Below are 11,905 nucleotides of genomic sequence, written 5' to 3' on the forward strand. Positions count from 1 at the left end.
ATGCTCCCCGTCATGGTTGACTTGCAACGCGCTTTATTCAGCGTCATCGCTTTCCTGCTGCGGCTGTTGCTGCGCAGACGGATTGCTACCATGGTGATAGTTGCTTGAACCGCCGCTCGGGTTGTTGCTGTGATGCGAAACCGGGCGTGACGGGACAACGGTAGAGATAGCGTGCTTGTACACCATCTGGCTAACCGTGTTCTTCAACAGGATGACAAACTGGTCAAAAGACTCAATCTGGCCTTGCAGCTTAATACCATTCACCAAATAAATAGAAACCGGAACACGTTCACGACGCAATGCGTTCAGGAACGGATCTTGCAAAGATTGCCCCTTAGCCATTCTATCTTTTCCTTATTTGCTTGTTGTTTGTAACTAAGAACCTGTCGGCTCTAAAATAAACGACGTAAAAAATTTGCGCGCTGAATACTCAGCAATTGTACACAATCACCCAACCTATGCACTAACAACCTGTGTCACCGAGTCCAAAGCCTCTCCCGGCTTTTCACTGTCCAACCAATGGACCGACTCCCAACCCCGTAACCAGGTCATCTGACGTTTAGCCAACTGACGTGTTGCGCAAATACCACGATAAACCATCTCATCGTAACTAATTTCACCAGACAAATATGACCACATCTGGCGGTAACCGACACAGCGAATGGAGGGCAAGTCCGTATGCAAATCACCCCGTGCGAAAAGTGCACGCGCTTCCGTCTCAAAACCCGCCGCCAACATTTGATGGTACCGCAGCTCGATGCGTTGATGGATCAACTCACGGCTGGTCGGCGCTATCGCAAATTGGTGAACTTGATACGGTAACGATTCACCCGAAATTTGAGTCAGTTCCGTTAAAGTTTTACCCGAAATAAAAAAAACTTCCAGTGCTCTAGACAGTCTCTGCGGATCATTCGGATGAATTCTCACTGCCGCGACGGGATCGATCGCCTGTAACTGACGGTGCAACGCCTCCCAACCCTGCTCCGCCGCTTGCCGTTCAATGCGCTCGCGCACTGCGGGATCGGCGGACGGCAGCGGCGACAATCCTTCCAGCAACGCCTTAAAATACAACATGGTGCCGCCCACCAACAGCGGAATACGGCCGGCGGCGGTGATGTCGGCCATCTCTTTCAGCGCGTCAGCGCGAAACTCCGCTGCCGAGTAGGCTTCGGCGGGATCGCGGATATCGATCAGCCGATGCGGCGCCTGCGCCAATTCTTCGGCGCTTGGCTTGGCGGTGCCGATATCCATGCCGCGATAAATCAGCGCGGAATCGACGCTGATCAGTTCCACCGGCAGGCGTTCGCGCAGCGCGATCGCCAGCGCGGTCTTGCCCGAGGCGGTCGGCCCCATAATGAAAATAGCCGGGGGACGTGATGTCATTTCAGTTTCAGTCATGCTTGAGGGCCACCAGTGCGGCCTGTAAATCAACGGGTTGTAAAAGTCCGCTCGGTGGCGACTTGACCAGCTGCGGGCAAAGTCGTTCAACGTCGGTCAGCAATTGTATCGCTTGCGAGGTGTTCCACTGTTCATGTTCGCTGCCAAGACGACGAGCGAGCCAGGTGGCCAACACCGCGGGCGACATCTCCTGATGTTCGGCCAGATAGCCTAACAGTTCAGGTATCAGTTTTTGTAAATTTTGTTGGCGTAATGGTAAAGGCACTGCGCGCAGCGTCACACGGCCGTGATCCGTCTGCAGATCCAGCCCCATCGCCGCCAACAGCGTCTGATGCCGCGCGATGGCCGCTGCTTCACGCTTATCCAACGTCAGCTTGATCGGAATCAGCAGCGGCTGCGGCCGCAGCCCTTCCGCCGGCGGATTGAGCTGCGCCTGGCGCAGCCAGCGTTCCGCCACCGTCAGGTTGAGCAACGCCGGCTGCTGGCGCTGTTCAAGCAACGCGTAGCACGGCGGATGAATCATCAGCACCCGGCCAAAACTGTGCTGGCCGCTCGCCAACGGCGTTTCCGCTGCGGCTTTCGCCGGCGGGAACAGCGGTGGCTTGCTCGACACTTCCGGCGCGGCCTCTTCCTGCGGCTCGGCGGCGGGCCGCATCAGTTTCCCGTACAGCTCGCCTTCGCGTTTCTGATAACCGCCCGCCGCTTGCCAGCCCTGCTGGGGGGCGCGCTCGCGGGCGACGCCGGCCGGTGGCGGCGTTTCGCGACGCGGCGCAGGCTGAGAAAAATGGTTGCCGCCGGCGGCGACGCGGTTTTCCGGCTGCCAGACCGGCGCCGGCGCTTCGTCAGGCGTTTCCGCCAGCGGCAACGCCGGCGTCTGGCCGGCCTGTTGCAGCACGGTGGTTACCGCCTGGTAGATAAAATCGTGCACCAGCCGCGCCTGATGGAAACGCACCTCGTGCTTGGCGGGATGAACGTTGACGTCCACCTGGTGCGGATCGACCTCCAGATACAGCACGTAAGCGGGCTGCTGATCGTCCTTCAGCTGATCCTGATAGGCCTGACGAATGGCGTGATTGATCAAGCGATCGCGCATCATGCGACAGTTGACGTAGCAGTACTGCATTTCACCCAGCTGGCGCGCCCCGGCCGGATCCGCCACCCAGCCGCGGATGCTCAGATCGCCGTGTTGCCAGTCGATATTCAGCGCATGCTGCAAAAACGCCGGGCCGCAGATGCTGCCCAAACGGCGCTCGTGCTGGCTCTCTTCTTTCGCCGCCCGGTACTGGCGGATCAGTTTGCCGTTGTGGCTGAGGTTGATCGCCACATCGAAACGCGCCAGCGCGATGCGCCGTACCACTTCATCGATATGGCCAAATTCGGTTTTCTCGGTGCGCATGAACTTGCGGCGCGCCGGGGTGTTGTAAAACAGATCCAGCACTTCCAGCGTGCTACCGACCGGATGCGCGGCGGGTTTGACCGTCACCGCCTGCTCGCGCCCTTCGGCATAGGCTTGCCACGCCTCGCTTTGCTCGGCGGTGCGCGACGTCAGGGTCAAACGGGAAACCGAGCTGATACTGGCCAGCGCTTCGCCGCGAAAACCGAGGCTGACGATCGCTTCCAGGTCATCGAGCGTGCTGATTTTACTGGTGGCGTGCCGCGCCAGCGCCAGCGCCAAATCGTCCTTGCCGATGCCGCAGCCGTTGTCGCGAATGCGGATCAGCTTGGCGCCGCCGCGTTCAATGTCGATATCGATGCGCGTTGCGCCGGCGTCCAGACTGTTTTCCACCAGCTCTTTGACGACCGACGCGGGGCGTTCAACCACCTCTCCGGCGGCGATCTGGTTGGCGAGCTGTGGCGGTAACACCTGGATAGGCATGCTGACTCCTGTAGCGGTGGCGCTAGGCCTGCGGAATGGTCAGCGTCCGATCCAGCGGCGCGACGTCCGACTTCAGATTATTGACCCGTTTCAGATCGCCGACGCTAACCCCGTAGCGGGAAGCGATGGAGGACAGCGTATCCCCGCGGGCCACTTTATGTTTAGACGGCTTCTTCGCCGGCGTTTTCGCCTTGGCGACGGCGGTGACGGCGGCGGTTTTCCCCGCCGGCACCTTCAGACGTTGCCCGACCCACACGCCGTCTTTTTTCAGTTTGTTCAGATCCCGCAGCGCCGCCATGGTCGTGCCGTAGCTGTCGGCGATGCCGGACAGCGTCTCCGCCCGTTTCACCACGTGGATCTGAGTCTTGCCGCTTACGCTGCGGCTCGCGCCGGCCGAGCTCACGATAGGCTCCGGCTGGCGCACGTCTGGTGTTGAGGTGTTAACCGCCGCTGCGACGTCCAGCGGTCGGTTTTCCACCTTTGGGTCGGCTTGCAACGGATGCGCCAGGAAGTAGCTGCGCAGGCCGTTATGAATGGCCTTGGCAATCTTCTCCTGATACGCGCTACTGCCCAGCAGCCGCTCCTCCGTGCTATTACTGATAAATCCGGTTTCCACCAGCAGCGAGGGGATATCCGGCGAGCGCAGCACGCCCAGACTCGCGTGTTCAGGCCGGCGTTTATGCAACGATCCGACGCTCTGCAGCTGCTGCAGCACCTTCACCGCCACATCGTACCCGACGCGTTGCGAGTGGCCGAACTGCAGATCCAGCACCGCCTGGCTCAGATAAGGATCGGCCTGGCTGTTGGCCAGCAGATCGCCGGCGCCGCCGAGCAGCTCGGACTGCTTCTCATGCTGTTCCAGCCAGCCGGCCATTTCGCTGTTGGCGCGGCGGTTAGACAGCACCCAGACGGAAGCCCCGCTGGCGCTGCGGTTTGGCGCGGCATCGGCGTGGATGGAGACCAGCACGTTGGCACCCTGTTTGCGCGCCACGTCGGAACGCCCCATCACCGAGATGAAGTAGTCGCCGTTACGCGTCAGCACCGGTTTGAACTGCGGATCGGCGTCCAGCATCGCCTGCAGGCGGCGCGCGATGGCGATGGTGACATTCTTTTCTTTCAGCCCGCTCGGGCCAATGGCGCCCGGATCCTGGCCGCCGTGGCCGGCGTCAATCGCCACCACCACCCGATCGCCGGAACCGGCGGAAACGCGGCTGCTGCGCGGCGTGACCTCTGTAGCGGTGCCTGCGACCACGGTCTGTTTATTGGTAAAGGGATTCGATCCGGTCGGCGCTTTGCGCAGCGGCGGCTCCGGCGCTTCACGCACTGCGACCGGCGCCTGACGCGGTGGCTGGCTGACCGTGGCCGGCGCAGGCGTTTGCACCGGCGCCTTGCGCACCACCGTATTGGCACTGCCTTCGGCCGTAATGGTGAACACCACGGTATGCACGTTGCCGTTCTGGCGGGTGGAGACGCGGGTTTTGGCGCGCTGGGTCAGATCAAACACCAGGCGAACGCTCTGAGCGTCTTTCGGCGCGCTGGAGCGAATGCTTTTTACCAGGTTTTGGCCGCTGAAATTGAGCGGCAGGCCGCCGACCTTGCCCTTCTGGTTAACGTCCAGCACCACGCGATCCGGGCCGTGCAGCGGGAAAAATGCGTAGTCCGGCGGGCCATTGAAGCTCACCGACACCGTCGCTTCACGCTGGGCGTTGGACACTTTGATATCGGACAGCGAGGATGCCGCCAGCGCGTTCAGCGCGCCGAGCGGCCCCAGCACGGCGATCAGCATGATGACCGCAAATTTTTTCAACACGTGCGTCATTGCAGCATCATCCCTGTGATCCATGAATGCGGTCTAACAGCTGGCTGCCGTAAGCGGAAATCGCCTCGATCTTCGCCTCTCGCCCCTCGCCCTGATAGCGAAGATGCAGCGCCAGATCCGGCTCCGGCAGCACGCCGGTACCCTGCTGCGGCCATTCGACCAGGCAGATGGCGTCTTGCGCGAAATAATCGCGAATGCCCATGAATTCAAGCTCTTCCGGATCGGCCAGGCGATACAGATCGAAGTGATACACCGCCAGCGGCTGCAAGGCATAGGGCTCCACCAACGTGTAGGTCGGGCTTTTGACGTTGCCCTGATGCCCCAACGCCTGCAGGAAGCCACGGCTGAAGGTGGTTTTACCGGCGCCCAGGTCGCCGTAGAGATAGATGACGCTGGCGCGATCGCAGGCCTTGGCCAAAGTGGTGCCCAAAGCGACAGTCGCTGCCTCGTCCGGCAGAGGTAAAACGAGTTCTTTCATTCGATAAAGTCTATTTTGCCCACTCAGGGTTAACGAAATGAAGGATGTCCGGCAGTAAATCGGTCGCCAACATGCCTCTTGTTCCTTGTCTTTCCGCTACGCGATCGCCGGCCGCGCCGTGTACGACGCAGCCCGCACAGGCGGCATCATACAGCGGGAGCTTTTGCGCCAGCAAACCGCCGATGATCCCCGACAGCACATCGCCCATGCCGCCGGAGGCCATACCGGCGTTGCCGACGTCGGCGATCGCCATCTGCCCCTGCTCATCGGCGATCAGCGTACCGGCGCCTTTCAGCACCGCCACGCCGCCGTAGCGCGCCGTCAGCTTGCGCACGGCAAGTAAGCGATCACTCTCGATGTCAGCAGTGCTGCAGCTCAACAGCCGCGCCGCCTCTCCAGGATGCGGAGTCATCACGCGATTCTGCCGTTTCTCGGGATTTAATGCCAGCAAGTTCAGCGCATCGGCGTCCCACAAGGCCGGTTTATCGCTGGTTTGCAGCACGTTCAAGGCGTTTTTGCCCCATTCAGCCTGGCCCAGCCCCGGGCCAATCACCAGCACATCCGCCCACTGCATCGCCTGCCGCAGCGTCGCCTCGTCCAGCGCCTGCGCCATCAGCTCCGGCCGGGCCGCCAGCAGCGGTGCGACGTGCTCAATGTGAGTAAGCACTCGCACCAATCCCGCCCCGCTGCGCAGCGCCGCTTCCGCCGCCATGCGAATGGCGCCGCCGAATCCGCGGTCGCCACCCACCAACAGCAGGCGGCCATGCTCGCCCTTATGGGCGCAGGGGCGGCGCGGATGCAGCCAGCGCGGCAACGCCTCGGCGGTAAGCCGCTGAATCTGCTCCGGTTGCTTCGCCAGCCACCCCGATAAGCCTAGCGCATTCTGATGAAGTTGCCCGACCCAGTCGCGTGCCTGCCCGGTCAGCAATCCCGGTTTGAGGCCGATGAACGTGACGGTGTGCGCAGCGCGCACGGCCGCGCCCGGCACCGCGCCGCTTTCCGCCAGCAGGCCGGACGGGATATCGAGCGCGACCACCGGCGCCGAATGGCGGTTGGCGGCCTCGATCAGCGCGTCATAAGGCGCACGCGGCGCGCTGCCCAGGCCAGTGCCTAACAGGCCGTCGATAATCAGAGAGACAGAGGCCGGCCAGCGGCTGTTCGCCGGCAGAATATCACCGCCGGCAGCCAGCCAGGCCTCGCGGGCAGCTGCGGCTTCCGGCGGCAAAGGCCGTGCACCTTCGCAGGCGATCAGCGTCACCTGCAGGCCCGCCGCCTTCGCCAGGCGCGCCACCACATAGCCGTCGCCGCCGTTGTTGCCATGGCCGCACAGCACCAGCCAATGGTCGCGGGACGGGTACGCGTTGCGCGCCAATGCGTAGGCCGCCTGACCAGCGCGCTGCATCAAATCGTAAAGAGAAAGACCGAGCGAGGCCGCCGCCGCGGGTTCCGAACAACGGATCCAATCCGCAGGCCAAACAGAGTGTGGTAAACTGTCAGCGTATGCTTTTTCACTGTGGCCCGTCATGACGCACCCCCTCGATCTCCATCAACTCGCCCAACATATCAAGCAATGGGGGCAATCGCTAGGATTCCAACAGGTTGGCATCTGTGATACCGACCTGAGTCTCGAAGAGCCGAAACTGCAGGCCTGGCTCGATAAACAGTACCACGGCGAGATGGAATGGATGGCGCGCCACGGCATGCTGCGCGCACGCCCTCACGAACTGTTGCCGGGCACGCTGCGGGTGATCAGCGTGCGCATGAACTACCTGCCGGCCAAGGCGGCCTTTGCCAGTACCTTGCAAAATCCGCAGCTGGGTTACGTCAGCCGCTACGCGCTGGGGCGCGACTACCACAAACTGTTGCGCCAGCGCCTGAAAAAGCTGGGCGATCAGATCCAGGAATACTGCGGCGAACTGAATTTCCGCCCTTTTGTCGATTCTGCACCGGTGATGGAGCGCGCGCTGGCCGCCAAGGCGGGCATCGGCTGGGTTGGTAAACACTCACTAATTCTCAACCGTGAAGCCGGGTCGTGGTTTTTCCTCGGCGAGTTACTGATCGATTTGCCGCTGCCGGTGGATCAGCCGCAGGAAGAGCAGTGCGGCCGCTGCGTCGCCTGCATCACCACCTGCCCGACCGGCGCCATCGTCGCCCCCTATACCGTCGACGCCCGGCGCTGCATCTCCTACCTGACCATCGAGTTGGAAGGCGCGATCCCGGAGGAATTCCGGCCGCTGCTCGGCAACCGCATCTACGGCTGCGACGACTGCCAGCTGATCTGCCCGTGGAACCGCTTTTCGCAGCTCACCGACGAAGACGATTTCAGCCCCCGCGCCGCGCTGCATGCGCCGCAGCTGCTCGATCTGTTCAACTGGACGGAAGAAAAATTTCTGCGCATCACCGAAGGCTCGGCAATACGCCGCATCGGCCACCTGCGCTGGCTGCGCAATATCGCCGTGGCGCTGGGCAATGCGCCCTATGGGGACGGCATTGTGCTCGCGCTGCGCGCGCGATTGGGCCAGGACGCCATGCTGGACGAACATATCCACTGGGCGCTGGCGCAACAGCTCGCCCGCCGCGAAGCACAGAGCATCGAGGTGCAGACGACGCAGAAAAAACGACTGATACGGGCTGTGGAAAAAGGTTTGCCGAGGGACGCCTGACGGCGTGCGCCGCGCAGCCATCTCAGCGGATGCCTCACTCTGTGGATTTGTGCATAAAAATAAAAACACGTTGTCTTTCAACTGCAACAAAAAGAGCAAGTGATCGGCATAACGTTTTGGGATAAATAAATAGACTTATAAATCAAATAGATAAATATTTAATTTGTATGACGTTGATTTTTCAGGCAGGCGGGTTTATGTACAGAGGCTGTGGATAACTCTGTTCACAACGTTTTTACCAGGTATGTAAAACGGGACAAAAACCCGCGCCGGATAAGGCGTTGGATTTGAGTTTGAAACGAAGAGAAAATTGGAGCGGGAAACGAGACTCGAACTCGCGACCCCGACCTTGGCAAGGTCGTGCTCTACCAACTGAGCTATTCCCGCATTGAGATGCTTTTGGCATCCGGCCACCAAACACTGGCGTGACCTTTGAATTTTTGGAGCGGGAAACGAGGCTCGAACTCGCGACCTCAACCTTGGCAAGGTTGCGCTCTACCAACTGAGCTATTCCCGCGTCGCATAGGTACTGCTTGATACTGCTTTATTTATTCATCATGCCGCATCGCGACATTGTTGAATTTGGAGCGGGAAACGAGACTCGAACTCGCGACCCCGACCTTGGCAAGGTCGTGCTCTACCAACTGAGCTATTCCCGCCCGGCGTATCGATGGTGGAACGTTACGAAATTCTTCATCGGTACGGGGTGCGCATTATACGAGAAATCCTTTTTGTCGCAAGCCCCTGAAAGCAAAAAAACGCGATTTTTGTTTGATTGCCGATTAAAGCGCCAGATTGGCGAATTAAGCGGCTAAAAACGGCGTTTTTTCCCCGCAGGGGCCGTCATCGCCTTAAAGCTGAATGAAATGTTCGCGGTAATAAGCCAGTTCGGCCACCGATTCGCGGATGTCGTCCAGCGCCTGATGGGTGCCCTGCTTCTTAAAGCCGGCGAGAATTTCCGGCTTCCAACGGCGCGCCAACTCCTTCAGCGTGCTGACGTCCAGATAGCGGTAATGGAAGTAGGCCTCCAGCTCCGGCATATAGCGGAACAGGAAACGGCGGTCCTGACCCACGCTGTTGCCGCAGATCGGCGATTTGCCGGCCGGTACCCACTGCTGCAGGAAGGCTATCGTTTCCAGCTCAGCGGCGCGATCGTCCTGACGGCTGGCTTTCACCCGCTCCACCAGCCCGCTGCCGGTATGGGTGCGCACGTTCCACTCGTCCATCAAGGCCAGCTGTTCGTCGGATTGGTGCACAGCGATCACCGGCCCTTCCGCCAGGATGTTCAGGTTGGCGTCGGTGACCAGCGTGGCGATCTCGATAATGCGGTCACGCTCGGGATCCAGCCCGGTCATCTCCAAATCGATCCAAATCAGGTTATTTTCGTTTCCTGTCATGATGTTTCCTGCCTAAAAGCCGAGAGAAAAACGCTGTGCGGACGAGACGACGGGCGCCGCCGGTGGCGACGCGCCGCAGCCGGCGGCTAACAACGGTTATTTAATATAAAATAGCGTGTATCATAGTCTTTTTGGTCGCCATCGGCGACATATACCCTGATGGGTTCAAGGCTGTGCCCGGGGCAAGTCCCCCGCCGCAGCTGTGCGTATACGTAAAGGTATAAAACCGATTCAAGTGAGGCGCAGTGAGTAAGAACAAACTGTCCAAAGGTCAGCAACGCCGCGTGCAGGCGAACCATCAGCGCCGTCTGAAGCGCGCTGATAACAAACCGGAACCGGATGATTCCCAGCTGGGCGAGCCGCAGGAAGGCGTCGTCATCAGCCGTTTCGGCATGCACGCCGACGTTGAGGCGCCGGATGGCACTCAGCACCGCTGCAATATCCGCCGCACGCTGCGTTCGCTGGTCACCGGCGATCGCGTGGTGTGGCGCCCCGGCCTGGGCACCCATGAAGGGGTGAAGGGCATCGTGGAAGCGGTGCACGAGCGCACCTCGGTGCTGACGCGCCCGGACTTCTACGACGGCGTGAAACCGATCGCCGCCAATATCAATCAGATCGTCATCGTGTCGGCAATCCTGCCCGAGCTGTCGCTGAACATCATCGACCGCTATCTGGTGGCCTGCGAAACGCTCGAAGTCGAGCCGCTGATCGTGCTCAACAAAATTGACCTGCTGGACGCCGAAGCGCGCAAGCTGGTCGACGGCATGATGGATATCTATCGCAAGATTGGCTACCGGGTGCTGGAAGTCTCCAGCCAGACGCGGGAAGGCATGGCGGAATTCGAACAGGCGCTGGCCGGGCGTATCAGCATCTTCGCCGGCCAATCGGGGGTCGGTAAATCCAGCCTGCTGAACGCGCTGCTGCCGCCGTCCGAAGAGCAAATTCTGGTAAATCAGGTTTCCGACGTATCGGGCCTCGGGCAACATACCACCACCGCCGCGCGGCTGTACCATTTCCAGCACGGCGGCGACGTGATCGACTCTCCGGGGGTACGCGAGTTTGGCCTGTGGCATCTGGAACCGGAACAAATTACCCGAGGATTTGTCGAATTCCGTGATTATTTAGGCGGTTGCAAATTCCGCGACTGCCGCCACGATACCGATCCCGGCTGCGCCATCCGCGCGGCGATGGAGAAAGGCGATATCGCGGAAGAGCGTTTCGACAACTATCACCGCATTCTGGAAAGCATGGCGCAGGTGAAGGTTCGCAAGAACTTCACGGACGCCGCAGACTGACACTGACGGGCGGGCATTGACGACGGCGGAGCCCTCGTTACAATGCGCGCCCTTTACCCTGATTCACGAGGTTAACGTGCTGGATAGCATCAAGATTAAATTGCAATATTGGCTGCCGAAGCTGGCGCTGACCCGCCTGGCGGGCTGGGGCGCCGACAAACGGGCCGGCTGGCTGACCCAACTGGTGGTCAAGGCCTTCGCCCGCTTCTACCGCGTGGACATGCAGGAAGCGCAAAATCCGGACCTGGCGTCTTACGCCACCTTCAACGACTTCTTCGTGCGCCCGCTGCGCGACGGCGCCCGCCCGATCATCGCCGACGCCAACTGGCTGGCGCTGCCTGCCGATGGCGCCATCAGCCAGCTCGGCCCGATCCGCGAGGATCAAATCTTCCAGGCCAAAGGCCACCACTACAGCCTGGAAGCGCTGCTGGCCGGCAACTACCTGTTGGCCGAGCCGTTCCGCAACGGCCTGTTCGCCACTACCTATCTGGCGCCGCGCGATTACCACCGCGTGCACATGCCGTGCGCCGGCGTGCTGCGTGAAATGATCTATGTGCCGGGCGATCTGTTTTCGGTCAACCCGCTCACCGCCGCCAACGTGCCTAACCTGTTCGCGCGCAACGAGCGCGTGATCTGCGTGTTCGACACCGACATCGGACCGATGGTGCAAATCCTGGTCGGCGCCACCATCGTCGGCAGCATCGAAACCGTCTGGGCCGGTACCGTCACACCGCCGCGCGAAGGCATCATCAAGCGCTGGACCTACCCGGCCGCCGGTGAAGAAGGCGCCATCGCGCTGGAAAAAGGCGCCGAGATGGGCCGTTTCAAACTCGGCTCCACGGTGATCAACCTGTTTACCGCAGGCAGCGTGCAGTTTGCGCCGCAGCTGCATAACGGCACCGTCACCCGCATGGGTGAGGCCTTCGCCGAAATCCCGGCCGCCGCTGAAACACCACAGACCCCGCTCTAAAGGAATCGA

Annotated in this window: 10 protein-coding genes and 3 tRNA genes; 3 read left to right on the top strand and 10 right to left on the bottom strand. The window is 60.8% G+C overall.

The window, feature by feature from the left end:
• Positions 1-33: 33 nt before the first annotated feature.
• From hfq to nnr, 6 genes are all read right to left on the bottom strand, one after another.
• Complete coding sequence (hfq, locus tag FHU12_RS19885) at positions 34-342, bottom strand: RNA chaperone Hfq (protein WP_089196439.1); 309 nt, start codon at positions 340-342, stop codon at positions 34-36.
• Positions 343-456: 114 nt separating this feature from the next.
• On the bottom strand, positions 457-1,398 hold the full coding sequence (miaA, locus tag FHU12_RS19890; protein ID WP_141971339.1) for a tRNA (adenosine(37)-N6)-dimethylallyltransferase MiaA: 942 nt from the start codon (positions 1,396-1,398) through the stop codon (positions 457-459).
• The gene (gene mutL, locus FHU12_RS19895; protein WP_141971341.1) at positions 1,391-3,274 is read right to left on the bottom strand and encodes a DNA mismatch repair endonuclease MutL; all 1,884 of its coding nucleotides are present in this window, start codon (positions 3,272-3,274) and stop codon (positions 1,391-1,393) included. The genes miaA and mutL overlap by 8 nt, the downstream gene beginning before the upstream one ends.
• 22 nt (positions 3,275-3,296) lie before the next feature.
• Positions 3,297-5,093, bottom strand: a complete 1,797-nt coding sequence (gene amiB / locus FHU12_RS19900) for an N-acetylmuramoyl-L-alanine amidase AmiB (RefSeq protein WP_141971342.1) — start codon at positions 5,091-5,093, stop codon at positions 3,297-3,299.
• 7 nt (positions 5,094-5,100) lie between these two features.
• Positions 5,101-5,571 carry a tRNA (adenosine(37)-N6)-threonylcarbamoyltransferase complex ATPase subunit type 1 TsaE gene (gene tsaE, locus FHU12_RS19905; protein WP_141971344.1) on the bottom strand — a complete coding sequence of 157 codons (471 nt, stop codon included), beginning with the start codon at positions 5,569-5,571 and terminating at the stop codon, positions 5,101-5,103.
• Positions 5,572-5,581: 10 nt separating this feature from the next.
• On the bottom strand, positions 5,582-7,096 hold the full coding sequence (gene nnr / locus FHU12_RS19910; protein WP_141971346.1) for a bifunctional ADP-dependent NAD(P)H-hydrate dehydratase/NAD(P)H-hydrate epimerase: 1,515 nt from the start codon (positions 7,094-7,096) through the stop codon (positions 5,582-5,584).
• Between nnr and queG the strand changes: the two genes are divergently transcribed.
• Entirely contained in the window at positions 7,095-8,234 is a 1,140-nt protein-coding gene (queG, locus tag FHU12_RS19915; protein WP_141971347.1) for a tRNA epoxyqueuosine(34) reductase QueG, read from the top strand. The genes nnr and queG overlap by 2 nt on opposite strands.
• 311 nt (positions 8,235-8,545) lie before the next feature.
• Here queG and FHU12_RS19920 read toward each other — a convergent pair.
• The 4 genes from FHU12_RS19920 to orn all read right to left on the bottom strand — a co-directional run bounded on the left by FHU12_RS19920 (position 8,546) and on the right by orn (position 9,631).
• Positions 8,546-8,621, bottom strand: a tRNA-Gly gene (locus FHU12_RS19920).
• Between the two features lie 54 nt (positions 8,622-8,675).
• Positions 8,676-8,751, bottom strand: a tRNA-Gly gene (locus FHU12_RS19925).
• Positions 8,752-8,817: 66 nt separating this feature from the next.
• Positions 8,818-8,893 (bottom strand) — tRNA-Gly (locus FHU12_RS19930).
• 192 nt (positions 8,894-9,085) lie between these two features.
• Positions 9,086-9,631 carry an oligoribonuclease gene (gene orn, locus FHU12_RS19935; protein WP_033636776.1) on the bottom strand — a complete coding sequence of 182 codons (546 nt, stop codon included), beginning with the start codon at positions 9,629-9,631 and terminating at the stop codon, positions 9,086-9,088.
• 245 nt (positions 9,632-9,876) lie between these two features.
• Between orn and rsgA the strand changes: the two genes are divergently transcribed.
• Both rsgA and asd read left to right on the top strand, forming a co-directional pair.
• Positions 9,877-10,926 (top strand): small ribosomal subunit biogenesis GTPase RsgA, encoded by a 1,050-nt coding sequence (gene rsgA, locus FHU12_RS19940; RefSeq protein WP_004929686.1) that lies wholly within the window; start codon positions 9,877-9,879, stop codon positions 10,924-10,926.
• Positions 10,927-11,002: 76 nt separating this feature from the next.
• Positions 11,003-11,896 carry an archaetidylserine decarboxylase gene (gene asd, locus FHU12_RS19945; RefSeq protein WP_141971349.1) on the top strand — a complete coding sequence of 298 codons (894 nt, stop codon included), beginning with the start codon at positions 11,003-11,005 and terminating at the stop codon, positions 11,894-11,896.
• Positions 11,897-11,905 lie beyond the last annotated feature (9 nt).

Source organism: Serratia marcescens, assembly GCF_006715005.1.
GTDB lineage: Bacteria > Pseudomonadota > Gammaproteobacteria > Enterobacterales > Enterobacteriaceae > Serratia > Serratia montpellierensis.

What these genes read in the sequence shown, in the direction of transcription:
- orn (WP_033636776.1), bottom strand. Translation starts at nt 9,631, where the DNA reads ATGACAGGAAACGAAAATAACCTGATTTGGATCGATTTGGAGATGACC.
- amiB (WP_141971342.1), bottom strand. Translation starts at nt 5,093, where the DNA reads ATGACGCACGTGTTGAAAAAATTTGCGGTCATCATGCTGATCGCCGTG.
- nnr (WP_141971346.1), bottom strand. Translation starts at nt 7,096, where the DNA reads ATGACGGGCCACAGTGAAAAAGCATACGCTGACAGTTTACCACACTCT.
- hfq (WP_089196439.1), bottom strand. Translation starts at nt 342, where the DNA reads ATGGCTAAGGGGCAATCTTTGCAAGATCCGTTCCTGAACGCATTGCGT.
- tsaE (WP_141971344.1), bottom strand. Translation starts at nt 5,571, where the DNA reads ATGAAAGAACTCGTTTTACCTCTGCCGGACGAGGCAGCGACTGTCGCT.
- mutL (WP_141971341.1), bottom strand. Translation starts at nt 3,274, where the DNA reads ATGCCTATCCAGGTGTTACCGCCACAGCTCGCCAACCAGATCGCCGCC.
- miaA (WP_141971339.1), bottom strand. Translation starts at nt 1,398, where the DNA reads ATGACTGAAACTGAAATGACATCACGTCCCCCGGCTATTTTCATTATG.
- queG (WP_141971347.1), top strand. Translation starts at nt 7,095, where the DNA reads ATGACGCACCCCCTCGATCTCCATCAACTCGCCCAACATATCAAGCAA.